The following is a 24,779-nucleotide window of genomic DNA, read 5'->3' on the forward strand; positions in this document are numbered from 1 at the left end:
AACATCATGCACGCCACCGCCACCCAGCTCGCCATCGTCTACCACAGCGGCTACGGCCACACCGCCAGGCAAGCGCAGGCCGTCGCCCGCGGCGCCGCCAGCGTGGACGGCGTGGAAAGCCTGCTGATCAGCGTCGACGAGATCGATCAGCACTGGGACACGCTGGAAAACGTCGACGGCATCATCTTCGGCGCGCCCACCTACATGGGCAGCGCGTCGGCGCAGTTCAAGGGCTTCATGGATGCCACCTCGCGCAACGTCTTCGCCAAGGGCGGCAAGTGGGCCAACAAGGTGGCGGCAGGCTTCACCAACGCCGCCTCGCGCTCCGGCGACAAGCTGGCCACCCTGCAGCAGATGGCGATCTTCGCCGCGCAGCACGGCATGCACTGGGTGAACCTGGGCCTGCCCCCGGGCCACAACAACTCCAAGTCGACCGAAGACTCGCTGAACCGCCACGGCTTCTTCCTGGGCGCGGCCGCGCAATCGAACGCCGATGAAAGCGCCGAGGTGGTGCCGCCGCTGGCCGATCTGCGCACCGCCGAACACCTGGGCGCGCGCGTGGCCGAAGTCGCGCACCAGCTGGCCGCCGGGCGCCGCGCGCTGGCTACGCTCAAGCAGGCGGCCTGAGGCCGGGCAAGCCCGGCTGCCCCGCATCCGGGGCAGCTGGCCCGAGGCAACCATGCAACGACGCAGCCGCGAGGCTGCGTCATCGCATTTCAGCGCACCAGGAAGCCCGCGCCGACCGGGTCGTCGCGGTCGATCATCCAGCGCGCCGTGCCCAGGATGCTGGCGGTGCCCTTGACGGTCGGGCGCACCGCGCGCGTGCCGTTCAGGTCCACCTCGCCCAGCAGGCAGCCTTCGAAGGTACCGCTGCCCAGCAGCCCTTCGGACAGGATGGGCTGGTTCAGGCCCAGCTTCCCGCGCGCCTCGAACATCGCCATCATGGCGCTGGTGCCGGTGCCGCCGGGCGAGCGGTCGAGCTGCCCCGCGCTGAACACGTGCACGTTCTTGTAGAACGCGCCCTCGATGGTGGGCTGGTGCCAGAACGTGATGAAGTTCAGGTTGTTGATATGCGCCTCGGTCGGATGCTGGATGCGCATCTGCTGCCTGATCTGGTCGCGCACCATCACGCCGAGCCGCGACAGCTCACTGCCGTTGTCCGGCGAGATGCGCAGCGCGCAATCGCTCAGGTCGACGATGCCGAAGTAGTTGCCGCCCCACACCAGGTCGGCCTTGAGGTCGCCGTAGCCGGGCAGATGCACCGGGATATCGCGCGCGGCAACGTAGGCCGGCACGTTCTCGAAGCGCGTCCACAGCACGTTGTCGCCTTCGGAGGCCACTTCCGAGACCACCAGGCCCGCGGTGGTCTCGAAGCGGATGCGGGTCATGCCGTTGCTGCCTCGCGGCACCAGGCCCAGCGCCACCATCGCCATGCTCACGGCAATCGTGCCATGGCCGCACATATGCGAATACTCGGTGCCGTCGATGTAGATCAGGCCGGCATCGTATTCCGGGCTGGACGGCGGCGTGAGGAACACCCCGAACATGTCCTTGTGGCCACGCGGCTCGCGCATCAGCGCCATGCGCAGCCAGTCATAGTGCTGCTCCAGAAAGGCGCGCTTCTCCAGGATGGTGGACCCGGGGGGATAGGGAATCCCGCTGTGCACGATGCAAAGCGGCTCCCCTTCGGTGTGGGTGTAGATGACGTCGAACGCGTCTTGCTTGCGCATGGCTGGAGCTCCTTGCTGAAGGGTTGCGGAGTGGGTCATTTGCGGTCGGACAGCATGTCCAGGCCGATGGTCAAATCGAGGATCGCGATGGCCACCACGGCCACCACGATGGTCGCGCCCGAGACTGCGGCGATGGTCGGGTCGATGGTGTACTGCACGTAGTTGAAGAGCTTGACCGGGATTGTGTTGAGGTCCGCCGTGGTGTTGAAGATGGACAGCTCGACATTGATCCACGAGGAAATGAAGGCAAAGATGGCGCCCGTGACGATGCCCGGGCGGATCTGCGGCAGCACCACCAGGAAGAACGTGGTCCAGGGATTGGCGCCGAGGTCGTAGGACGCTTCTTCCAGCGCGCGCTGCTCGGGCGTCATCAGCGACAGCGTCGACCTCAGCACGAAGGGCGCGATGATGACGGTGTGCCCGATCAGCAGGGACAGGAAGCTGCGCGTGAGGCCGAAATAGCCGCCGAACTGCAGCAGCGCCGCGCCCAGCACGATGTGCGGCAGCACCAGCGGCGACATCAGCACGGCCGCGATGGCGCGCTTGCCGGGAAAGTCATGGCGCCCCAACGCCAGTGCCGCGGGCACGGTCAGCAGCAGCGCGCCGAGCGTGGCGGCCAGCGCGAGCGCCGTGCTGGTCGAGAACGCCGACACGTAGCTCGGATCGGACAGCATCGTGCGGTACCACTGCAGCGTCCAGCCCTGCGGCGGGAAGGCGAGGAAAGAGGAGGCCGTCAGCGAGCTGCCCAGGATCACCGCCAGCGGCAGCACCAGGTAGGCGAGCACGGCCCACGACACCAGCCGGATCAGGGTCCTGGCGATCATCGCCCACCTCCGCGGATTTCCCCGGCGCGGCCGGCAAGCGCGACCATGGCGAGGGTGAAGACCAGCAGGACGATGCTGAGCGCGCCGCCGTAGTGGACATCGAAGGTCGAGCTGTATTGCTGGAAGATCAGCATGGAGAGCACCGAGATGCGGCCGCCGGACAGCAGCGCCGGCGTGACGTAGGCGCTGACCGCCAGCGTGAAGACCATGATCGCGCCGGCCACCACGCCCGGCAGCGTGAGCGGGAAGGTGACATGGCGGAAGGTCGCGGCGGGGCCTGCGCCGAGGTCCGCCGAGGCCTGTTCGCAGCCGGGATCGACCCGCGCCAGCGCGTTGCCCACCGCCAGCACCACGAACGGCAGCAGCACATAGACCATGCCGATGATGATGCCGAGCTCGGTGCCGAGAAAACGCACCGGACGCTCCGCCAGGCCCGTCGCCAGCAGGCTCTGGTTGACCAGCCCGTTGCGCCCGAGCAGCACCATCCAGCCAAATGAACGCACGATATTGCTGGTGAACATCGGCACCACCAGCAGGATCACGCACACCCGGCGCCACGCACGCCAGCGCACCATGCGCACCAGGTACCAGGCCAGCGGATAGCCCAGCGCGACGCAGGCAAGCGTGGTCACGCAGGCAATGCGGAAGGTGACCAGGATCACGTCCCAGTGGTAGCTGTCCGCCAGCACGCGCACATAGTTGGCCAGCGTCCAGGCGTGAGGCTCGCCACTGGCAAGGCTCGCGGTCAGCACCACGGCCAGGGGCGCAAGGAAGAATGCCGCGAAGAACGCCAGCGGCGCCGCCAGCATCAGCCCGAGCATCGCGTGCGGGTGCCTCATGCCGGCTCCCCGATCAGATGCAGGTGCGCGGGATGAAAGCCCAGCCGCACCTCGCCGCCCGGGCGCAGGCCCGCGGCGGGCAAGCCCGCTGCGCGCGCCACCATGAGATGCCCGCCCACATCGGCGCGGATCATGGTGTGGCTGCCCACGCTGGCGACATCGGCCAGCACGCCGGACCAGGCGCACAGTTGCGCATCGCCGGCGCCGGTGCCGTCCAGCAATTGCAGATGCTCGGGGCGCAGCACGGCCACGCCGCGCGGCGCCATGCCCGGCTGCATGGCGGGCACGGTGCGCCCGGCCACGGCAAGCCGGATCTCCTGGCTGCCGGAGGCCTCGTAGCCGATCAGGTTGGCGTCGCCGATGAACTCGGCGACGAAGCGCGTGGCGGGCGCGCGGTAGATCTCGGTGCCGGCGCCGATCTGCTCGATGCGCCCCGCGTGCATGACCACGATGCGGTCGGCCATGGTCATGGCTTCTTCCTGGTCATGCGTGACGAACACGAAGGCGATGCCCAGCTTTTCCTGGAGCTGCTTGAGCTCCAGCTGCATATGCTTGCGCAGCTTCATGTCCAGCGCGGAGAGCGGCTCGTCGAGCAGCAGCAGCTTGGGCCGGTTGACGATGGCGCGCGCCAGCGCCACGCGTTGCTGCTGCCCGCCGGACATCTCGCGCGGATAGCGCTCGCCGAGCGCCGCCAGGCCCACCATCTCCAGGGCCTGCATGGCGCGCGTGCGCGCCTCGGCGCGCGGCGCGCCCTGGCGGCGCGGGCCGTAGGCCACGTTGTCCAGCACGCTCATGTGCGGGAACAGCGCATAGTTCTGGAACACCGTGTTGAGCGGGCGCCGGTAAGGCGGCAGCTGCGTGACGTCCTGGCCATCGATCAGGATGCGCCCGCTGTCCGGCGCCAGGAAGCCCGCGATGGAGCGCAGCAGCGTGGTCTTGCCGCAGCCGCTGGGGCCCAGCAGGGCGACGAACTCGCCCTGCCGGATATCCAGGCGGATATGGTCCAGCGCCGTATAGGCGCCGAAGCGCTTGCAGACGGCATCGATGCTCAGCAGATCAGACATCACTCGCTCCCACCCTAGCGCTTGCGCGCGACCTGCCGGTTCCACGCATCGGTGATCTCGGCGCGCCGCGCGTTGATGACGCTCCAGTCGAACAGGCTCAGGCTGTCCACCGAACCGTTGACGCCCCACGGCAGCTTGCGCGCCACGTCGGCCGGTACCGTGACGCCCTGCACGGCCGGTCCCAGATAGAGCTTGGTCGCCAGGCAGGTAGCCGCTTGCGGCGTCAGCGCGGTGTCGATGAACTTCTCGGCGGCGACCTTGTTGCGCGAGCCCTTGACCAGGTGCAGGCGCGCATCGGTTGCCCATGCGCCCTCCTTCGGCACCACGAAGCCGATGGGCACGCCCTTGTCGATCAGGTCCCAGGCGCCTACGTTGAAATGCGCGCCGATCACGGCTTCGCCGCTCTGGAAGGCATTGGTGGCCGCGCCCGAGCTGTCGAAGAACAGGGCGGTATCGAGCGCCGCCAGCTTGGCGTAGACCGGCGCCAGGTTGGCCGCGTCCGCGCCCCACACCTTCGCCATGAACACCACGAACGGCACCCCGGACGAATTGGCCGGCGACGGCACGGCCACCGCGCCCGCGTACTCCGGCTTCCACATGTCCTTCCAGCTGGTGGGTGCCGGCCTGACCGACTTGGTGCTGTAGGTCAGTCCCAGCGAGTAGTAGCCGGAGCCCACGGCATAGCTGGTGCCGCCGTTGCGATACACAGCCTTGGGCAGCACGTTCTTCAGGTTGGGGATCGCCGCGGGATCGAGGTTGTCCAGCACGCCGGCCTGGTAGGCCAGCTCACTGATGCCGCCGTCCATCCACGCGACATCGATGGCGGGCGCGGCCTTTTGCTGCTGCAGCTTGGCCAGGGTCGTGGTGGAGGTGCCGATCTCCGGCGTCACCGCGATCCCGGTGGCCTTCGTAAATGGCTCCGCCACGCAGCTGCGGAACGCGTCGCCCCAGTTGCCGCCGTACATGGCGACGGTCAGTTTCGCCGGCTGCGCGGCCGCGCCCGGCGACCACGCCGTGGCGGTTGCCGCTGCGGCGACGGCCAGCGCGGCGCGGATGGTACGGTAGGTCTCGGATCCCATGTCATGTCCCCAGAAAGGTTCTTGCGTTGCGACCACAGATGCATGTTGCGCGTTGGCAGCCCGTCCGAGCTTGCAAGCCGTGGCCATAAAGTTGAATAATTGCGTCATGCCAATCCCGCCTTCCGCCAGTACCGGCGCCAGCACCGGCGCCAGCACCGGCCCACACGAACCGGATCCCCCCGCGCCCGTCGGGCAAGGGGGTAAACCCGAGCTGAACGTCGGCTTCGTCCTGCTGCACCAGTTCACGCTCGCGGCCTTCTCCGGACTGATCGACGTGCTGCGCCTGGCCGCCGACCACGGCGGGCGCAGCCGCCAGATCCACACCAGCTGGCGCGTGATGAGCATGGACGGCCTGCCGCGCACCTCGAGCGCCGGCGTGACCGTGCAGGTCAACGGCGCCCTCAGCGCCGACCCCGGCGAGTTCGACTACGTGGCGGTATGCGGCGGCAACGACTACCCCAACACCTACATGCCGCCCGCGCTGCGCGACTGGCTGCGGCTGGCGGCGGCCAGCCGGGTGCGCATGCTGGGCATCTGTACCGGGACATTCGCGCTGGCGCAGGCCGACCTGATCGGATCGCGCTCGGTCTGCGTGCACTGGAACGTGCTCGACGCCTTTCGCGATCGCTATCCGCGCACGCGCGCCGTGGTGGACCATCTCTTCGTCGATGAGGGCGACCTGATCACCTGCGCCGGCTCGACCGCCGCGATCGATCTCGGGCTGTACCTCGTATCCCGCCATTGCGGCAGGGAGAAGACCCAGCAGGCGGTGCGCCACATGATGCTGCAGGGCATGCGGCCGGCCAAGCTGCCGCAGGCGCATTTCTATGCCGACCTGGCGCACATCAAGGACATCCGCGTACGCCAGGCCGCCCACTATATCGAGCAGCGCATCGACAACCCGCCTTCGCTGGATGCCATCGCCCGCTACGTGGGCGTGGGGCGGCGGCAGCTCGAACGCGCCTTCCACGAGGCCATCGGCGTCTCGCCGATGGCGTTCCAGCGCACGCTGCGGCTGGAGTATGGCAGCTGGCTGCTGCGCAACAACCCGGCCAGCATCACGCAGATCGCACTGGATTGCGGCTTCGCCGACGGCGCGCATTTCTCGCGCGACTTCCGCGCGCGGTTTGGCGTCTCGCCGCGCCAGTTCCTGCAGCAGGGGCAGGACGGCGCAGCGCCGGCGCCGGCGCTCGCCGAGCCCGGCATATGAAACGTTTCAGGCGAGTGCCGCACTGTCGCGGGCAGGACACCGGCCGCGCGATTCGCGTGCGCATGGCGGCGCCCTTCGTGTGCGCGCCGGGCAGGGGCAAGATCCTCCGCGGGCGGGCGTGTTTCGGCCAGGGCGCGAAGCCGCGTTCGCCGGGCCTGGCGACGGCCTGAGATTCCCGCGGCCCCTCGCCGCTGGCGGGCGAGGGGCAGCCAGCATCAGCGATGCGGGCGTTGCGGGCAGGCCGGGCGCGCGCGCCGCAATGGCTTTCAGAACAGCTTGGTAAACACCCAGAACAAAGACCCCGACAGCAAGATCGCCGCCGGCAGCGTCAGCACCCAGGCCATCGCCAGGTTGCGGATGGTGGACATCTGCAAACCCGAGCGGTTTGCCGCCATGGTGCCGGCCACGCCTGACGAAAGCACGTGAGTGGTGGACACCGGCAGGCCGAAGGCGTCGGCCGCGCCGATGGTGGCCATGGCCACGAGTTCGGCGCAAGCCCCCTGCGCATAGGTCAGGTGGGTCTTGCCGATCTTCTCGCCCACGGTGACCACGATGCGCTTCCACCCGACCATGGTGCCGAGGCCGAGCGCGATGGCCACGGCCACCTTGACCCACAGCGGGATGAACTTGGTGGCGGTGTCGATTTCCCGCTTGAAGGCGCCCAGGTTTTCCCTGGTGGCGGCATCGAACCTCACCGTGCTTTCCTTCTCCAGCAGACGGATGGCTTCGGACGCGAGGTACATTTCGTTGCGGACGTTGGCCACCGAGGTCGCCGGCACGCCAGCCAGGCTGTCGTGCGCGCGCACCTGGTCGCCGATCTTGCCGGCGATGCTGGCGAGGGCGGGCACCACGTCGGCGTTGAATGCGCGCGTACGCAGGTAGTCCGACAGCACGCCATGCGGATCGGCGGGTGCCGCCACCGGTGCCGGCAAGCTGCGTTGCAGGGCGTCGCTGGTGACCTGCGCCACTGCCGCGAAACGGGTGGTCTCGTCCACGGGCATGGCGCGGTTCAGGGCATAGGAGATCGGCACGGTGCCGACCAGGATCAGCATGATCAGGCCCATGCCCTTCTGTCCATCGTTGGAGCCGTGCGCGAACGACACGCCGGTGCAGGTGAGCACCAGCAAGCCACGGATCCACCAGGGCGGAGCCTTGTTGCCCTGGGGCTCGGCGTACAACTCAGGGCGCCTGACCAGCGCGCGCAGCAGCAGCAACAGCAGTGCCGCGCAGCCGAAGCCGACCAGCGGCGAGAGCAGCAACGAATAGCCTACCTTGATGGCCTGCGGCCAGTCCACGCCGCTGGTGCCGTCCCGCCCGTGCATCAGCGCATTGGCCACGCCCACGCCGATGATGGAGCCGATCAGCGTATGGGACGACGAAGCCGGCAGGCCGAGCCACCATGTGCCGAGGTTCCAGATGATGGCGGCGATCAGTAACGCGAACACCATCGCGAAACCGGCCGAGGAACCCACCTGCAATATCAGTTCCACCGGCAGCAGCGAGATGATGCCGAACGCCACCGCGCCGCTCGACACCAGCACGCCGAGGAAATTGAACAAGCCGGACCACACCACCGCGAAGTGCGGCGGCAGGGAGTTGGTGTAGATCACGGTGGCCACGGCGTTGGCCGTGTCGTGGAAGCCGTTGACGAACTCGAAGCCCAGGGCGATCAGCAAGGCCACGCCGAGCAGCAGGATAGGCAGCCAGGTCGACGGCATGGACTGCGCCGAGGACACATCGTGCACCAGGCTCACGCCCGTGTAGGCGATGCCTCCCGCCAGCAGCAACAGGAAAGCCAGGCCGGCGAGCTTGCCGGGGCGGTGGTCCAGGTTGGGGCGCAGGCGCCGGGCGCCGGCATCGGGCGTCGCTTCGATGTTGTTCATGTTCCGCTCCCTCAAGGACGAAGCGCCATCGTCCTGCCGGAACATGACATTTCCGTGACACGAGTCACGCACGAATCACAAAGCCACCGGACAATTTCGCGCCACGCCGGGCACGCGGATGCCAGCGCGGGCGCCTAGGATTCCAGCGCCAGGCGCAGACGCTCCAGCGCGTGATCCCATTGGCGCGCGATCAGTTCGAGCGAGCGGCGCGCGGCTTCGATCTGTGCCGGATCGAAGGCCCACTGGCGCTCGCGCCCGACCTTGATGTCGTGGACCAGGCCCACCTGCGCCAGCGCGTGCAGGTGCTTGGTGATGGCCTGCCGCGAGATGTCGCTGCCGGCGGTCAGCTGGGCGATGGACATGGCGCCGCCGGCACACAGCGCGGCCACTAGGCGCAGGCGGGTTTCGTCGCCGAGCGCGGCGAAGACCGACGCGGACTTGCGCAAGTCCGCGCCCACCGCGCCCACCGCGCTGACGTCACTGCGCGGCAACATGCTTTTCGATATTGCGCATCTGTCCCTCCCAGCCGTTGCTGTTCATACGGAACGCTTCCAGGCGGCGCCCCGGCGGCACGTTATCGAAGCCCGATTCCACCACGCGCAGCAGCGTGCCACCTGGCACGGGCTCCAGTTCGAAGACGACCAGCGTGGTCGGCTCCGCCGAGTAATCGCGCCCCGCTTCCACCGCGGCCGGATGCCAGCGCCAGGCAAACAGGCGCTCAGGCTCCATGCGCTCGATCCAGGCTTCGAACACCACATGCTCGAAGCCCGGGTAAGTGATCTGGCCCCGCACCGGCTGCCCGACGACAAAGGACTTGCCGCGCAGGTCCACGCAGAACCACTTGCCGAATTCCTCGGCATCGGACAAGGCTTGCCAGACGCGCGCGGGCGACGCCTTGAGCAGGATCTGACGTTCAATGCGATCAGTGGATGAGTCCATCATGCAATCTCCGATTGGGCCGGCCCGGGCGCCAGGCGGACATCCGCCGTATCCGCGAATGGTTGCGGATAACCGCCCTCATGCAACCCAGTGGTTGCATATTAGGTGACGCCCACGCAAAGCGCAATCGAACGGCTGCATTTCTCGCAGCGTGGACTTACATCGGCTCGAGCACCGACAGGATATTGCCGGCCGGGTCCTTGAACCAGGCGATGACCGGGCCGCCCTCGCCACGCGAGATGCCGCGCGCGTCGGTCTTGACGCCGGGCAGGTCGTAGCTCTCGAACCGCACGCCGCGCTGGGCGAGCTTGTCCACTGCGCGCTCCACGCTCTCCACGGGGAAGTTGAGCACGGTGAAGGTCGCCGCCACATGGCCGGGCTTCGGGTAGAGCAGCACGGAGTTGCCACCCGCCAGGTTCAAGGTCAGCAGGCCGCCGGATTGGGACACCTCGAGTCCGAGCACGCCACCGTAGAAATCCACGGCCTTGGCAATGTCGTCGACGGAATACCCGCTGAATGCATGGCTGTCTCGCAGCATGGTCCGCTCCTTGGAGAACACCCTTGGCCCAGTATTGTTCAATGCGGCAGCGGACTCAAGGCGCGCCGGTGGCGCGAAGGCGGCGATAGAATGCGGCTTCTCAACGAAGGGACGCGAGGAGCGCGACGATGTCATCTGCCCTGCTGGTAATCGACGTTCAGGAAGGCCTGTTCGGGCCTGCGCCGCAGCCGGCGTCGGCCGACGCTGTCATCGGCAATATCAACGCGCTGATCGCGCGTGCGCGCGGCAAGGACGTCCCGGTCATATTCATCCAGCACGAAACCCGCGAGGACGAGCTGCGCTTCGATACGCCGGGGTGGCAGCTTGTGGCGGCGCTCGATGCGCGGGCTCACGATCATTTCATCCGCAAGACCACGCCGGATTCCTTCCTTCGCACCGAACTGGGCGCCTTGCTGTCCACGCTGGCGGTTTCGCACGTGGTGCTGTGCGGCTATGCCACGGAGTTCTGCGTCGACACCACGGCGCGACGCGCCGCGGCGCTGGGTCTCGATGTCACGCTGGCGGCGGACGCGCACACGACCCACGACAAGCCGCATGCGAGCGCGGAGATGATCCGCGTGCACCACAACGCCACGCTACCGTCGATTTCCAGCTTCGGCAGCAAGATCGCCGCGCACGCGGCGGCGCAAGTGGATCTTCGCGCCTGAGCGGCGGCGCGCCGCCGCTCAGGGTTTTGCCAGCAACCGGATCAGCGCGTCGATCTCGCCCGCGCAGGCCTTGGCGGCGAGCGTCTCGGCGGCCCGGTAGAGGCGGACCACGTCCTCTCCCACGGGAGTCAGCACCGTGCCGCCGCCCTGCGAGCCGCCGTGCTCGGAATCCACGGCGGGCTGCGCCAGCGCGCGGTTGATCTCGTTGAGCAGGTCCCAGGCCCGCTTGTAGGACATGTCCAGGCGCCTGGCGGCGGCGGAGATGGAGCCGCATTCGCGGATCGCCTCGAGCAAGGCGATCTTGCCGGGGCCGATGGCGATGGTGTCGCCCAGCATGATGCGCATGCGCAGGAGTGCCTGCGGTTTGTCCGGGCTGACGGATGTGCGGGAGCGGGCAAGTTTGACCATGGCGGCATGGTAACTCGCCCGGGCCTTGCGGCGAAACAGGCGCGTGGCGCGAGTCCATCCGCTCGCGCCCCCCGGACTGCCTTCGCCGCAACCAGCCGGACCTGATCGCCTATGAGATGGATGGCGCGCCGCTGGGCGCCAGCGGCTTTGCCCGACTGGTGGTGCCTAATGCCTAATGACGGCAAGGCCGGCCGCTACGTCTCCAGGCTGACCAGCCTGGAGGTGTTCGCGGCGCCGCCCGCCCGCTGACGCTGCGCGCCGGCGGTCTCAGGCGCGCGTGGCCAGCAGCACGCTGGAAGCCTTGAAGATGGCGACGGCTGCGCCGCCCTGCTTCAGGCCGAGGCTGGTGACGCTGTCGTTGGTGATGATGGCCACGATCTCGCCGCCCTGCGGCAGGCCGATGGCAACCTCGGAATTGACGGCGCCGGTCTTGATGCCCGACACCGTGCCCGCGAGCTGGTTGCGGGCGGACAGCAGCATGCCCGGATCGGCCACGCCGACGATCACGGACGAAGCCTTGATCAGGGCGATGGCCTCCTTGCCGACGGCCAGGCCCAGCCGCTTGGTGCTCGCCCCGGTGATGGTGGCGACGATGCGTACCCCGCCGGCGACCTCCAGTTCGATTTCGTCGTTGACCGCACCATTGTGAATGGCGCTGACCTTGCCGCTCAGCTGGTTTCTTGCGCTGGTGTTCATATTCACCTCTCTCTTCGCATTGTTATGACGGCCGCGCCGGGGCGCTGGCGGGGAGCGCGCACTCCACCTTGCCGATCATACCGCCTTTGCAAACGCGATCTGCCGCCACGCAATGCTCGTTATATTCAATGGTATATTTCGCCGATACGGCAGTGTTTCCGCGCCTGGCTGGCGGCGCGGCACCCGGCCTTTCTTCTTCCACGCGAGGTTCCGCATGCACGCTCCCCCGTTTCGCCTGGCCCGCGCCAATGGCATCGAGGCGGCGCTCGGCAACAAGCCAGCCGCCGCCTGCTGCACGCCGTCGGCGCCGCACGCGGCTGGCGGAACTGGACTCGCACCTGCACTGCTCGATCATCGGCACCTGCATGACCACCGGCGAGCTGCGCAAGCTGGTGCCGCGCTTTGCCGCGCTGGAGCGCCAGCGCACGACCGACCTGGAGATCCATCACGAAGCGGTCAAGCTCGCCGGCGCCGGCGGCGAGGGCTGCAAGGCCCTGCAAAAGGCACTGGACGAGCGCTATGCGCTGGCGCTGCGCCGCTTCAGCGCCGCCAGGGGTGCCCAGGCCGTGCTGGGACTCTGGCAGGATGCGGTGGCCAGCGGCGATATTCCGCCGGCCTACTGGGCCGTGATGACCCATCCGGAGGCCAGCGTCGCGGTGCGCCAGGCCGCCTTCGGCGAGGTGCATATGCTGTCGCACCTGGTGGGCGCCGCCAACCGCGCCGATATCCGGCGGCTGATGGCGCTGGAAGCGGAGAACGGGGCGCTGCGCGACAAGCTCGAGCGCCAGCAGGAACGCCTGCAGGAGATGAGCGCACGGCACGATGCGGCAACGCGCCAGACCGCCGAGCTTGGCGACAGGCTCACCCAGCTGGCCGCGCGCGAGCCGGCGCATGCCGAACTCCACGCGCTGCGTGAAACGCTGGCCGCGCGCGCAGACGATGCCGCGCTGCAGGCCAGCCGCCGCGAAGCCGCGGAGCAACGCGTGCTGCAAGAGCAGGACGCGGCGCGGGAGCTGCGCGCGCAGCTCGAAGACGCGCTGGCCCAGCTCAAGATCAGCCGCGCCGAGGCGCTGGCCATGGAACATGCCGTGCTGTCGGCCGATGGCAACGGCGAGCAGGCGCAGGATCGCCATCCGGGACTGCGCCTGCTGCAAGGCAAGCGCATCGTCTACGTGGGCGGGCGCCCCGGCTCCAACAACACACTGAAATCGCTGGTGGAATCGACCGGCGGCCAGCTGGTGCTGCACGACGGCGGCATCGAAGACCGCAAGGGCCTGCTGGCCGCGACGGTAGCGCGCGCCGACATGGTGGTGTTCCCGGTCGACTGTATCGACCACGATTCCATGAGCACGATCAAGCGTGTCTGCGACCGCCATCAGGTCGCCTACTATCCCCTGCGCACCGCCAGCGTCGCCAGCTTCGTGGAACTGGCGAGCCGCGTGGCAATGCCGCCATCCGGCCTTCCGGATGCGGCCGCCACCGCGCGCATGCCGTCGCCGGTGCCAGAGCGGGCAGCGTAGCCGCGGCCGCCTGCCGGCGGCACCGCCTTCCTGCGTTCCTAAGCCTTGCGCTTCCTGCCTTGCGCGGCAGATCCCATGTCGAGTTCCACCCAGGCCGGCGCATGGTCGCTTGCCTGCGGCTCGCCGCGCACCCAGCGGTCTACGCCCGCCGCGCGCAAGCGCGGCGCGAGGCCGGCACTGAGCAAGAGATGATCGATGCGCAGTCCCGAGTCGGTCTGCCAGTGCTGGCGAAAGTAATCCCAGAACGTATAGACCCGCGTCTCGCCGAAGTACGCGCGCAGGGCGTCGGTCCAGCCTTGCTCCAGCAGGCGCTGGTAGCAGGCGCGGGTCTGCGGCTGCAGCAAGGCATCCTTGCGCCATGAGCGCGGATTGTAGATGTCCGCGTCGGTCGGCACCACGTTGAAGTCGCCGGCGATGACCACCGGCAGGCCGCTCTCATGGAGGCTGGCCGCATGGGTGATCAGGCGCTCGAACCAGGCGAGCTTGTAGTCGAACTTCGGTCCAGGCTGCGGGTTGCCGTTGGGCAGGTACAGACAGGCCACCAGTACGCCCTGCACCGCGGCTTCCAGGTAGCGGCTGTGGGCGTCGTCAGCATCGCCGGGCAAGCCGCGCCGGCATTCGACGGGATCTACGCCCCTGGCAAGGATCGCTACGCCGTTCCACGATTTCTGGCCATGCCAGACCGCGCCGTACCCCGCCGCATGGATCTCGCCGACCGGGAATGCCGCGTCGTCCGCCTTCAGCTCCTGCAGGCAGGCCACGTCCGGCGCCTCGCGCGCCAGYCACGCCAGCAAGGCGGGGAGCCGGGCGCGGATGCCATTGATGTTGAAGGTGGCGATCGTGAGCCGGGCCATCGGATGAACCTCCGCACAGGCTGTGCAAGGGCGCGCTGCGCCATGCTTTCTTCGTGCCTGGCGGCCTCAGAAAATTCCTACGCGCGTTCGATCTGTTTGGGAAATTTCCCCACTTACATTGGGAAATTTCCCAAAATCATGCGGGAAAAGGCGGGATAAAGTCCAGCCTGTTATCAGCAAGTTCCACCCAGAATCGTTCGCGCTTTTTGTTGGCGCCTCCCCGCATGACAACCCACCCACGCCTGACCGCGCCAGGCCGCCGCAAGGCACGGCGCGGGTCTCCGGCATGCCCGTCCGCCCAGGCCCGGCCGGATGGGCAAGCCAGCCTCGCATGATCAACCGGGGGCGCGCCAGGGACCGCCCCGGAATTTCGCCAGCACCTTGTACCGTCCCGGCCACGTCATTGCCGCCGGCTGTGACGCGATTGCCCGGATGCGCCGTCGACACGAGCACATAACCGCACCTGAAACAACACAATGCGAATAGATCGACGCTTCCGGCTGCTTGCCGCCTTTATCTTCGCCACCACGGTAGGGCTCGCGGGTTACCTGCTGCTGCTGGGATGGCAGAGCTATAACGCCGCGCAAGAGACCGAACCGGTGCTGAACCTGTTCAACTCGGTGCTGGTCGCGGCAGAAAAGGCTTCTGCGGAGCGCGGGCCTTCGAACGCCGTGATGGGCAGCGATTCGCCCGTGCCGGCCAGCAAGCAGGAAGCGCTCACCCGTGCACGCGCGGAGACCGACCGCGCGCTGGGCGCCGCGGTCTCGCATCTCGACGCCATGCCGTGCGCGCACTGCCCGGCCAGCGCCAAGCTCCTGAGGGAGATCCACGCGCAACTGCGCGACGCGCGCGCGGGTGTCGACCGGATTGCGCAGACGCCGCGCCCGGGACGCACCACCGACGGACTGTGCACCGTGCTGGGCACCATGTTCACCGCCACCGCCGACATCATGCGGATTTCCGACGAAGTCATGTTCGACCTGATCCGCGCGGAGCCGCTGACCGCCGAGCACGCAGGCATTGCGCGCCTGTCCGCCGAGCTGCGCGAGCAGGCCGGACGCGCCGGCTCCGTGTTCACTCCGGCACTCACCGCGCACCGGGCGCTGTCCGCGGAGGAGCGGCGCGAACTGTGGACCGAGACTGGCAGGATTCGCGCGCTGGGCGAGCTGATCACGATGCGCGCCCGCGACGACAAGGCCACGCGCCGCCCCTCCGTGATGGCCATCCACGAAATGGCATCGAGCTACTTCACCGACGGCGTTGCCTATCTCAACGAGGTCGCCGCGCTGCCGCCGCACGACCTGCGCTACCCGTCGACCGCGGCCTTTGCCGAGCGCTACGTCCCGACCATGGCCGCCATCATCCGCGTGCGCGATGCGGAGATCGCCTCCGCCATGCATATCGTGCGCCAGCAGGAAGCCGCCGCCGGCGCCAAGCTGCGCCTGCTGTGCGGCATCATCGGCATGGCGCTGCTGGCGCTCGGCGTCATCATCGTCATGTTCGCGCGCCGCATCATCCGCCCGCTGTCCGGGGCCACGGAGGCCATACGAAGCATCGCCGGGGGCGACTACAACCTCACGCTGCCGTCGGCGCGGCGCGGCACCCAGATCGGCGCCCTGCTGCATTCCGTGCAGGTGCTGCGGCGCGCGGCGATCGCCAGGGAGGAACTGGAGGCCGACCGCAACCTGCTGATCAGGCAGTTGCAGGACGCCGCCGCGCAGGAGCGCGCCCAGGCCGAGGCCCTGATGCAGGCCAGGGATGCCGCGGAGGCGGCGCTACACGCCAAGGACAGTTTCCTGGCCATGATGAGCCATGAGATCCGCACGCCGATGCACGGCATGCTGGGCCTGCTGGAGATGCTGATCGATACCGGGCTGGACGACCACCAGCGGCATCTGGCCCAGGTGGCCAACAGCTCCGGCGAGGCCCTGCTGCAGATCCTCAACGACATCCTCGACTATGCCAAGATCGGCGCCGGCAAGATGAAGATCGTCGAGACCGGGACCGATCTGCGCGAGCTGATCGAGGGCGCGGTATTCCTGCTGTCCGGCAACGCCTGCGAGAAGGGCCTGCGGATGAACATCTGCATCGATTCCGGCATCGCGGCACGCTATCTCGCCGATGCCGTGCGCATCCGCCAGATCCTGCTCAACCTGATCTCCAACGCCATCAAGTTCACGGTGCAAGGCAGCATCAGCGTGAGCGCCGCGCAGGTGGAAAGCGCGCACGGGCACGAGATGATCGAGATCACCGTGAGCGACACCGGCATCGGCATCCCGGCCGGGGCGCTGCACATGCTGTTCGAGCCGTTCGAGCAGGTCGACGGCCACTCGACCCGGCGCTTCAGCGGCACCGGGCTCGGGCTGACGATCTGCCGGCAACTGGCCGAACTCATGGGCGGCCAGCTCGAGATCAGCAGCACCGAAGGCAACGGCACCTCGGTGACGCTGCGGCTGACGATGCAGGTGGATTGCGACAACTACGAGTTCCCGCAACTGGCCAACAGGAAGATTGCGATTGCCGTGGACGAGCCCGCCGCGGTGATGGCGCTCAAGCACTACGCCCGCGCCGCCGGCATGCGCCCCTTCGTGGTGGGCGCCCAGGACGAATACCATGCGCCGCTGCGCATCGTGGGGGCGGCCGGAGCGCATCATCCCGGCGATATCCTGCTGGTGCGCAAGGGCGGCCGGCCGGCCGGCACGGGTAGCGGCAGCCCGGTCGTGCTGCACGACAATCCCATCGCCTGGAGCGCCTTCATCGGCGCCTGCCAGGAGGCGCTGCCGAGCGGCCACGGCGGCAATCCCGGCGCGGAGGTCGCACCGTCCGGCGAGCCGGCGCCGGCGGACAGGAAGGCGGCGCGCATCGTGGTGGCGGAGGATCACCGCGTCAACCAGCTGCTGCTCAAGACCCAGCTGCGGCAGCTCGGCTACGACAACGTGGTGATCTGCGACAACGGCGAAGGCGCCTGGAAGGCGCTGCACGCGGCGCCGACGGACCTGCTGATCACCGACCTCTACATGCCGGGCATGGATGGCTTTGCCCTGGCCAGGCAGTTGCGCGCGAGCAAGGATGGCAGGCACACCCCGATCATCGCGGTGTCGGCATCGACGCTCGCCGAAGAGGAGCATCGCAGCCGCGCCGCGGGCATCGACGTCTTCCTGGGCAAGCCCGCGTCGATGCAGGAGCTCAAGCAGGCACTGCGGCAGGTCCTGGCGCAGCGCTGAGGCCCGCGCCTCCGTGCGGCCGGCCTACTCCTGCTGCGTCGCGGTGCCGGACAGGCTTGCCGGCCGGATCCAGCGTTCCAGGCACGCCTGCAATATGTGCAGCTGCGCGGGCTTGAACAGGCATTCGTCCATGCCGGCGTCCAGGCAACGCTGCATTTCCGCGGCTTCGGTGCTTGCGGTGATGGCGACGATCGGCAGATGGGGCCGCCCCTTGCCGGCTTCGCCCGCTCTCGCGGCCTCCCGCGCACGCACTTGCGCAGCCAGTTCGTAGCCGTTCATCACCGGCATGTGGCAATCCGTGATCAGCAGGGCGTAGTCCGTCTCGCCCAGCGCCGCCAGCGCCTGGCCGCCATCGACGACAGCGTCGCTGGCATAGCCGAGCACCTTGAGCTGGCGCTGCAGCAGGATGCGGTTGGTGGGATGATCCTCGGCGACCAGGATCAGCCGTCCTTGGGCAAGCGCCGCCTCGCGCGAGAGCGCCGGCACGCCGGCCGGCCCTGTGGTGGCGCGCTCGGCGCCGCGCGCGGCGCTCCCGCCCGGCGCGGCCAGCGAGGCCGCCTTGAGGCCCCGCCAGGTCAGCGGATTGACGCTCAGGCGCACATCGCCTCGCGTCAGGCGGTAGCCGGCCAGCTTGGGCTTGTCGGTGATGTGGATCACCGCGGGCGCGGCGGCGCCAGCCTGTACGGGTAGCGGCGCGCCGTCGTCGAGGAAGAGCAGGTCAAAACCCGCGCGCGCTTGCCTGCCCGTCGGTTGCGCGCCGCTAACCGGGTCGCTATCCGGGCCGCTATCCGGGTCGCTATCCGGGCCGCTATCAGCGCTGTTATCCGCACCGTTATCCGCATCCGCGCCGGCCGCCCGCAGCAGATGCGCCAGGGCATGCGCGACCCCGGCATCGCTCACCCGGATCGCGGCGCGGCGCCCGGCCAGCGGGCGGTCCRCATAGGCCTTTTCCCTGACCGGCAGCGTCAGCCGGACTTCCACCTGCGTGCCGACGCCCGGCTCGCTCTCCAGCGTGATCTCGCCGTGCATCAGCACCAGCAGCCTGCGGCAGATCGACAGCCCCAGGCCGGTGCCGCCGAAACGCCGCGTGGTGGAGGAGTCCGCCTGCATGAAGGGCTCGAACAGCCGCGCCCGCTGGTCCGGCGCGATGCCGACGCCGGTGTCGCTGATGCGGCAGACGATGGTCTGCGCGCCATTGCGCTCGCCGGCTACCTCGACGGCGAAACTGACCGTGCCGCGCTCGGTGAACTTGATCGCATTGCTGAGCAGGTTGAAGAATATCTGGCGCAGGCGCACGCTGTCGCCGAGCACCACGGCGGCCACATCCTCGCTAACATCGAGCCGCATCAGCAGGCCCTTGTCGTGCGCGCGCGTGGCAAGCAGTCCCAGCGCATTGTCGCAAAGCTCGCGCAGGTCCAGCGGCAGCCACTCGATGTCGATGCGGCCGGCTTCGATCTTGGAGTAGTCGAGGATATCGTCCAGGATCTGCAGCAAGGCCCCGGCCGAGTCCTCGATCATGCCGACGGTGGACGCCTGTTCACGGCTCAGCTCGGTATGGCCGAGCAGTTCGACCAGCCCCAGCACCCCGCTCATGGGCGTGCGGATCTCGTGGCTCATCATGGCCAGGAAGTTGTCCTTGGCGCGGGAAGCCGCCTCGGCGGTGTCGCGCGCGCTGCCCAGCGCGGCGGCGCGCGCGTGTTCTTCGGTGGTGTCGGTCCAGTAGCCGTTCCACAACGTGCTGCCGTCGTCCTCGCGGCGTGGCACCGCGTGCAGCCGCGCCCACTGCAAGCCGCCCCTGCCAAGCAGGCGCACCTCGTGATTGACCGGCTGCAGGATCTCGCCCGCGCGGGTGACCGCTTCGCGCAGGGGCCCGGCGTGCTCCGGATGGATGCAGGCCCGCACGCGCGCGGTGTCGGCAACGATTTCCTCGGCATCGAGCCCGAACAGCTCCTGCGTATTGCCGCTGACCCACACGAAGGCAAAGTCCTCGCCCTGTGCCTGGCGCATCTGGAACACCGTGGCCGGCAGGTGCCGCGTGACGTCGATCAGCCGCGCTTCGGCCTTGCGCGCCTTGAGCTCGGCCAGGCGGATCTCCGAAACCTCCACCGCCGAGCAGATGATGCCGCCGGCATCCGCCTCGTTCGGGGCGAATGGCTGCAGCCAGCAAATAAAGTGCCGCGCGTGCCCGGCCGTGCCCTGGAAATCGAGCGCGATATGGCGCATCTCCCCGGCCAGCAATGCTTCGCGGATCGCGCGGTCCAGCGTCGCGCTGATCTCGGCGCCCCACACCTCGGCCTCGTTCTGCAGGCGGCCGACCAGATCCTCCTGCTTCACGTCCAGCAAGGACGCAAACGCCGCATTGACCGCCAGGTAGCGGCCCTGCTTGTCCATCACCGCAAGGGGCACGGGCACGGCATCGATCAGCGTCGACTGGAAGCGCTGCTGCACGGAGACCTTGCGCTCGACTTCGCGCCGGCCCGCCACCTCCCTGCGCAACAGGTACTGCGAGCGCAGGAGGATGGCGACAACGCACAGCAGCGCCGCGAACGGCAGCCCGGCACGCTCCAGTATCTGCCGCCACGATGGCTCGAGCACGTAGCTGGCCGCCATGTAGCGCTGCTGGATATCGAGCCGGCGCTGGTCCGGCAGCGCCGAGAGGGCCCGGTTGACCAGCGGCAGCAGGCGTGCCGACAGCGCCGGCGACACGGCGAAGCCGATATCCAGCAGACGCTCCCCGGAGCCGATGACGCGCAACTTGCCGGCGAAACTGCGCTGCAGCTCGACATCGGCCGAGGCCAGGTCGTCGACATAGACATCGGCATTGCCGCTCGCCACGCTGTCCAGGGCCGCATGGACGCTCGCGGCCGTCGACAGGCGCGCGCCGGGGACTTCCGTGCGGACCATGTCGCCCACGCCGCCCGCGGCGGTGACGACAACGCGCAGCCCTTCGATGTCCTTGAGATGCCCGATCGCCGGCGCCGACTGCCGGCCCACGATCACCACGGGAAATGCCGCATACGGACGCGAAACCGGCAGAGCGCGCAAGCCGGAATCGTGCGGGGCGGCCACGGCCATCAGGTCCAGGCCACCGCTGTGCATGGCCTCCACGGTCTTGCCGAAGCTCGCCGAAGGCACACGCTGGAAGCGCAGGCCAAGCGCCTCGCCCAGGTAGCCCAGGTAGTCGAGCGCAATCCCGCTTGGACGGCCGCTTTCATCGAGATAACTGTACGGCGCCAGCCCGACGTCGAAGCCTACCCGCAGGGGCGGCAGCGCGCTCAGGAAGGCGCGTTCCTCGGGCGCCAGGAAAAACTGTTCCGCGGGCTCCTGCTGCACCAGCCGCGCATTGATCCATCTGGCCAGCAGCGCCAGGCGGCGCTCGCTGCTTATCCGCGCCAGCCCAGCATTCACCTGGGCCCGGAAGGCGGTGGATGCGGGCGGGAATGCGAAATACACCTCGCTGCCGGGCTCGCGGTAGGTATTGACCACCGAGAGCGTGTCGAACTCGCGCCTGGCAAGCGTGTATTCCGCCACCGGCTGCAATGCCGAATAGAAATCCGCCCTGCCCGTTGCGACGGCGCGCAGGCCGTCCGTGACGTCGCCCGCCGGCACCAGCGTGGCGCGGGGATACCTGGCACGCACCACGCCTTCCATATAGAAGCCCGGTTCGACGGCGAAGCGGGCGCCCGTGGAGCCGGGCGACAGCGTCCCGGCCACCTGATCCGCGCGGCGCCCCACCACGACCGTGTCGCCGTTGAAGTAGGGCTCGGAATAGATCAGGCAATTCTTGCGCGCATCCGTCTTCGCCATGCTGATCAGGATGTCGATCTCGCCCTTGCAGGTGGCCGCGATCAAGGCAGGAATGTCGGGATACTCGCGCTCCGTGAAGCGCGTCGTCGCGCCGCCGAGCGCTTCGCGCAGCATGTCGATGCCGTATCCGCTAGGCTGCGGCCCCCGCGCGAACAGAAATGGCGGCAACCCCTGCTTCACGATGCCGATCCTGATGACGACCGGTGCGGACGCCGCCGCCACAGGTGACGCCTGCCCCGCCCCGGCAGGCAGCGCGCCGGCGCAAAAGAGCAGCAATGCGAGATGAACCAGCCACCCTTGCCAGGCCTCGCGCGAGGTCCAGGTTTTGCTCATGAGTCGGTTGTCCTATGTCGCTGCGATACGTTGCGTTCCGGCGCGGCCGCCCGCTGCCTGCGTTCGGTGCCGGCGCATTGTGCAACGCGCGCTGGCTGCCGGGCGCCCGGTGTTCGATGGCTGAGCATGATAGCGCCTCCACGGCCAGGCTGGCTGTCCTCTGCCGCACCGCGCGGCGTGTCGTCGTGCCGCTTGCGCAACGCCGGCGCGGGTGCCCCCCCCTCCCGCCAATTGATCTGGCGCAAAACGCGGGGGCGAAACCGAAGTATTCCGTCTTTCTTGGGGAATTTTCCCGGTTCCGGCAGGGGGCGTTGGGGCTATGTTGTATTTCCGCTCGCCAGGCGTCGTCACGCATCGATGCCACTTGCGCGCGGACAGACTCTGAGGTCGATCTATGAAAGTCGCATTACTGGATGCCAACCCGGCGAGTTCCCTGTCGGTCGCCGATCTCGTCACCGGCGCCGGGTTCCCTTGCCATCGTTACGCCGCGCGCGCCGGGCTGCTGCGCGACCTGCGCGAGCAGGTCTTCGACATGATCCTGATTGCCGGCGACCAGCCGGACGGACAAGGCGCCGAGGTAGTCAGGATGATCCGCTGCACGTTCGCATTCCAGACCCCCGTCATCGTGGTGTCCGCCAAGGCAAATCACCATGAAATCATGGAGGCGTTCGCCGCGGGCGCCGACGACCATTGCYCGACGTTGCGCCCGGCCGAACTGCTGGCGCGGATGGTGTCGCATTGCCGCCGTCACGACACTGCCCCGACCGCACGCCGGCGCCTGATCCACCTCGGCGCCTATGTGCTGAACGTCGACAGGTACTGCGCCAGCCTGCACGGCAGGGATATCCATCTTACGCCCAAGGAATTCAGCCTGGCCTGGCTGCTGTTCTCGTCGCCGTCGCAGGTACTGCCCCGCAACCATATCGAAATCATGGTGTGGGGCCGGGTGCTGCCCGCCATGTCGCGCGCGCTCGCCGCGCTGATTGCCCGCCTGCGGCGCGTGCTGGAGCTGCGGCCCGTCAATGGCATCACCATCGCGTCGATCCACGCGCTTGGCTATCGCCTGGACGTCCAGGAGACGCCGCGCGCCGACTGGCCCGCGGAGGCACGCACAGAACGGCTCCCGGCCGACGGGGTGCCGCTGCGGATGCACCTTCCGGCAATCGCCGCCGACGAGTGCGCGGTCCCCGCGGACCTCGGCATGTCCCGGTAGCGGGCGGGCGCTCGCCAGGTTTCACCCTGGGCGAGGGAAAGACCAGAATTTCTTAACCGAGGAAATCAGATATGAAGAAGACAATGGTTGCATCAGCTGCCCTGATCCTGGCGAGCGGCGCCTGGGCGCAAAGCGCCGTCACCCTGTACGGCGTGGCGGATGCCGGACTGGAATTCGTCAACAGGCAGCCCGGCAACGGCGACAAGGTCTATCGCATGCAGTCCGGTGGCGGGCTGACCGGCTCGCGCTGGGGCCTGCGCGGCGTCGAGGACCTCGGCGGCGGGCTGAAAGGCATCTTTGTGCTGGAAAGCGGATTTTCCATCGACGATGGCAAGACCGATGGGCGCCTGTTCGGCCGGCAGTCATACGTCGGGCTGGAAACGCCGGGAGGTACCGTGACGCTTGGCCGCCAACAGACGCCGATGTACGATTTCGCGCTGCGGTATGATCCGATGGCCACCGCGAGCAGCTACTCCATCTATGCAATGGACAATGATTTCGGCTCGCGCGCCGACAACGCCATCAAGTACCGCGGAAGCTTCGGCGGCCTGACCGCGTCCGGGCTCTACAGCTTCGGTCATGACGGTGTCAGCGGAACGAATGGAGAAGTCCCGGGACAATGGAAGGTCGGCCGCGAATATGCATTCGGCCTGAACTACGCCACGGGCGCATTCGCGGTCGGTGCTGTCTTCGACCAGAAGAACGGCGACACCATTGCCAGCCGCAACCGCCATGACCAGCGCGCCAGCATCGCCGGCAGCTACGCCTTCGGACCCGCCAAGGTCTTCGGCGGCTATCGCTGGCAACACCTGGGCTTCACGCCCGCCACGGGCAGCGGCATCGCTCACCTGGGCTGGGCCGGCATTAGCTATCAGCTGACGGCCGCGACCTCGTTCAGTGGCGCCCTGTACTACCAGGACTACCGGGGCACCAGCGCGGATCCGTGGCTGTTCTCGCTCGGCGCCAACTACGCCGTGTCCAAGCGCACCGAACTCTATATGAACATGGCCTATGCGCTGAACAAGACCGACAACGCGCGCGGTTTCATGTCGCAGACCAGCGTGAACGGCGATGGCCAGGTGTTGCCCGGCGAAAACCAGTTTGGCGCCAGCGTCGGCATGCGTCACCGCTTCTGACAATCCCTGCCCGGCCGGCACTTTCCGGCTTGTCGGGCTTGCCGCGGATGTCCCGGTGCAAGGTGCAAGCCTGCACCGGGGCATCCGCTTTTTATTCCCGGCCGGGCCCGCTATCGGGCCTCCAGGCAATTGTTCAGACGCTCCACGGTCGGCTCGAACAGCGCCAGCAGCGCGCTGACACCGTCGGCGTCGCGCGCGCGGGCCGCCGCTTCCAGGCGCGCGCAGAGCGCAACCACCGAACTGCACTCCAGGATCCTGGCCGCGCCCTTGAAACGGTGTGCCAGCGAGGCCGCCTCGTCCCAGTCGGCGGCAGCACAGGCATTGCGCAGGAGCACGAGATCCGCGCGGTTGGTATCGACCAGGCTGGCAACCAGTTCCGCGATCATGTCGGGATCGCCATCGGACAGTGTTTCGATGGCCGGCCAGAATGCCGCTTCCTCCTGCGCGCTGATCGGCAGGACGCCATGCCGAGCAAGCTCCCGCGCCAGGTCATGCTCGCGTACCGGCTCCGTCAGCATGCCACCGAAGCGCGTGTCCACGGAAGCCGCGGTAGCGGATGAAACCGCGAGCCACAGCGTCGGCCCGGCGCCGTCGGAATCCGGCACCACCCTGGCCGGCAGTGCGCCGTCTGCCGGAAGCCGCACAAGCACCAGGCGCCAGCCTCGCCCCGGCGCCCCGGGCGATTCCACCGCATGTGCCGTCGCCTCGAAGCCCAGGCCCTCCAGCAGCGCGGCGACGCCGCTGTCTTCGGCCCAGTCCGCGGTGTCACCGATGATCAATGCGCGATGCATGATTGTTGTCCTCCGGACGATTC

The 24,779-nt window shown here is 68.3% G+C and carries 21 protein-coding genes; 7 read left to right on the forward strand and 14 right to left on the reverse strand.

The genetic code is table 11. The features are described from left to right. Positions 1 to 6 precede the first annotated feature (6 nt). A complete protein-coding gene (locus AC1DO7_RS01535; protein ID WP_441612044.1) occupies positions 7 to 627 on the forward strand; it encodes a flavodoxin family protein in 621 nt (206 codons plus the stop codon). Positions 628 to 716: 89 nt separating this feature from the next. On the opposite strand, the gene AC1DO7_RS01540 is transcribed toward AC1DO7_RS01535, so the two are convergent. From AC1DO7_RS01540 to AC1DO7_RS01560, 5 genes are read right to left on the reverse strand one after another with little or no spacing between them, the layout of a single operon-like run. Beyond that, positions 717 to 1,730, reverse strand: a complete 1,014-nt coding sequence (locus tag AC1DO7_RS01540) for a proline racemase family protein (RefSeq protein ID WP_441612043.1) — start codon at positions 1,728 to 1,730, stop codon at positions 717 to 719. A 35-nt stretch (positions 1,731 to 1,765) separates the two neighbouring features. Continuing rightward, on the reverse strand, positions 1,766 to 2,554 hold the full coding sequence (locus AC1DO7_RS01545) for an ABC transporter permease (RefSeq protein ID WP_441612042.1): 789 nt from the start codon (positions 2,552 to 2,554) through the stop codon (positions 1,766 to 1,768). Next, positions 2,551 to 3,393 (reverse strand): ABC transporter permease, encoded by an 843-nt coding sequence (locus tag AC1DO7_RS01550; RefSeq protein WP_441612041.1) that lies wholly within the window; start codon positions 3,391 to 3,393, stop codon positions 2,551 to 2,553. Before AC1DO7_RS01550 ends, AC1DO7_RS01545 begins: the two co-directional genes overlap by 4 nt. Then, positions 3,390 to 4,457 (reverse strand): ABC transporter ATP-binding protein, encoded by a 1,068-nt coding sequence (locus AC1DO7_RS01555; RefSeq protein WP_441612040.1) that lies wholly within the window; start codon positions 4,455 to 4,457, stop codon positions 3,390 to 3,392. Before AC1DO7_RS01555 ends, AC1DO7_RS01550 begins: the two co-directional genes overlap by 4 nt. Positions 4,458 to 4,471: 14 nt before the next feature. Then, positions 4,472 to 5,536, reverse strand: coding sequence for an ABC transporter substrate-binding protein (locus AC1DO7_RS01560; protein ID WP_441612039.1), 1,065 nt, complete (start codon positions 5,534 to 5,536; stop codon positions 4,472 to 4,474). Between the two features lie 106 nt (positions 5,537 to 5,642). On the opposite strand from AC1DO7_RS01560, the gene AC1DO7_RS01565 reads away from it, so the two are divergent. Further along, on the forward strand, positions 5,643 to 6,746 hold the full coding sequence (locus AC1DO7_RS01565) for a GlxA family transcriptional regulator (RefSeq protein ID WP_441612037.1): 1,104 nt from the start codon (positions 5,643 to 5,645) through the stop codon (positions 6,744 to 6,746). A 266-nt stretch (positions 6,747 to 7,012) separates the two neighbouring features. Here AC1DO7_RS01565 and AC1DO7_RS01570 read toward each other — a convergent pair whose 3' ends face one another. From AC1DO7_RS01570 to AC1DO7_RS01585, 4 genes are all read right to left on the reverse strand, one after another. Then, a complete protein-coding gene (locus AC1DO7_RS01570) occupies positions 7,013 to 8,629 on the reverse strand; it encodes an inorganic phosphate transporter (protein WP_441612036.1) in 1,617 nt (538 codons plus the stop codon). A gap of 134 nt (positions 8,630 to 8,763) precedes the next feature. Further along, positions 8,764 to 9,123, reverse strand: coding sequence for an ArsR/SmtB family transcription factor (locus tag AC1DO7_RS01575; protein ID WP_441643123.1), 360 nt, complete (start codon positions 9,121 to 9,123; stop codon positions 8,764 to 8,766). Then, on the reverse strand, positions 9,107 to 9,568 hold the full coding sequence (locus AC1DO7_RS01580; RefSeq protein WP_441612273.1) for an SRPBCC family protein: 462 nt from the start codon (positions 9,566 to 9,568) through the stop codon (positions 9,107 to 9,109). The genes AC1DO7_RS01575 and AC1DO7_RS01580 overlap by 17 nt, the downstream gene beginning before the upstream one ends. A gap of 157 nt (positions 9,569 to 9,725) precedes the next feature. Further along, on the reverse strand, positions 9,726 to 10,106 hold the full coding sequence (locus tag AC1DO7_RS01585; RefSeq protein ID WP_441612034.1) for a VOC family protein: 381 nt from the start codon (positions 10,104 to 10,106) through the stop codon (positions 9,726 to 9,728). 128 nt (positions 10,107 to 10,234) lie between these two features. Between AC1DO7_RS01585 and AC1DO7_RS01590 the strand changes: the two genes are divergently transcribed. Continuing rightward, complete coding sequence (locus AC1DO7_RS01590) at positions 10,235 to 10,774, forward strand: cysteine hydrolase family protein (RefSeq protein WP_441612033.1); 540 nt, start codon at positions 10,235 to 10,237, stop codon at positions 10,772 to 10,774. A gap of 18 nt (positions 10,775 to 10,792) precedes the next feature. Here the strand turns inward: AC1DO7_RS01590 and AC1DO7_RS01595 are convergent, their stop codons facing one another. Together AC1DO7_RS01595 and AC1DO7_RS01600 are read right to left on the reverse strand one after the other, a co-directional pair. Beyond that, positions 10,793 to 11,119 carry a winged helix-turn-helix domain-containing protein gene (locus AC1DO7_RS01595; RefSeq protein WP_441612272.1) on the reverse strand — a complete coding sequence of 109 codons (327 nt, stop codon included), beginning with the start codon at positions 11,117 to 11,119 and terminating at the stop codon, positions 10,793 to 10,795. A 330-nt stretch (positions 11,120 to 11,449) separates the two neighbouring features. Further along, positions 11,450 to 11,878: a TOBE domain-containing protein gene (locus AC1DO7_RS01600; RefSeq protein ID WP_441612032.1), complete on the reverse strand. Its 429-nt coding sequence runs from the start codon at positions 11,876 to 11,878 to the stop codon at positions 11,450 to 11,452. A gap of 248 nt (positions 11,879 to 12,126) precedes the next feature. Here AC1DO7_RS01600 and AC1DO7_RS01605 point away from each other — a divergent pair, with 248 nt between their 5' ends. Beyond that, positions 12,127 to 13,398, forward strand: a complete 1,272-nt coding sequence (locus AC1DO7_RS01605) for a DUF2325 domain-containing protein (RefSeq protein WP_441612031.1) — start codon at positions 12,127 to 12,129, stop codon at positions 13,396 to 13,398. 38 nt (positions 13,399 to 13,436) lie between these two features. Here the strand turns inward: AC1DO7_RS01605 and xth are convergent, their stop codons facing one another. After that, entirely contained in the window at positions 13,437 to 14,252 is an 816-nt protein-coding gene (gene xth / locus AC1DO7_RS01610) for an exodeoxyribonuclease III (protein ID WP_477115715.1), read from the reverse strand. A gap of 476 nt (positions 14,253 to 14,728) precedes the next feature. Here xth and AC1DO7_RS01615 point away from each other — a divergent pair, with 476 nt between their 5' ends. Further along, the gene (locus tag AC1DO7_RS01615; RefSeq protein WP_441612028.1) at positions 14,729 to 17,476 is read left to right on the forward strand and encodes an ATP-binding protein; all 2,748 of its coding nucleotides are present in this window, start codon (positions 14,729 to 14,731) and stop codon (positions 17,474 to 17,476) included. 24 nt (positions 17,477 to 17,500) lie between these two features. Here the strand turns inward: AC1DO7_RS01615 and AC1DO7_RS01620 are convergent, their stop codons facing one another. Further along, the gene (locus AC1DO7_RS01620) at positions 17,501 to 21,616 is read right to left on the reverse strand and encodes an ATP-binding protein (protein ID WP_477115716.1); all 4,116 of its coding nucleotides are present in this window, start codon (positions 21,614 to 21,616) and stop codon (positions 17,501 to 17,503) included. Positions 21,617 to 22,010: 394 nt separating this feature from the next. On the opposite strand from AC1DO7_RS01620, the gene AC1DO7_RS01625 reads away from it, so the two are divergent. Both AC1DO7_RS01625 and AC1DO7_RS01630 read left to right on the forward strand, forming a co-directional pair. Further along, a complete protein-coding gene (locus AC1DO7_RS01625) occupies positions 22,011 to 22,829 on the forward strand; it encodes a response regulator transcription factor (RefSeq protein WP_477115717.1) in 819 nt (272 codons plus the stop codon). 71 nt (positions 22,830 to 22,900) lie between these two features. Then, positions 22,901 to 23,965, forward strand: a complete 1,065-nt coding sequence (locus AC1DO7_RS01630; protein WP_441612025.1) for a porin — start codon at positions 22,901 to 22,903, stop codon at positions 23,963 to 23,965. Between the two features lie 110 nt (positions 23,966 to 24,075). Here the strand turns inward: AC1DO7_RS01630 and AC1DO7_RS01635 are convergent, their stop codons facing one another. Beyond that, the gene (locus AC1DO7_RS01635; protein WP_441612024.1) at positions 24,076 to 24,756 is read right to left on the reverse strand and encodes an Hpt domain-containing protein; all 681 of its coding nucleotides are present in this window, start codon (positions 24,754 to 24,756) and stop codon (positions 24,076 to 24,078) included. Positions 24,757 to 24,779: the final 23 nt, after the last annotated feature.

The organism is Cupriavidus sp. 05N40, assembly GCF_056397305.1.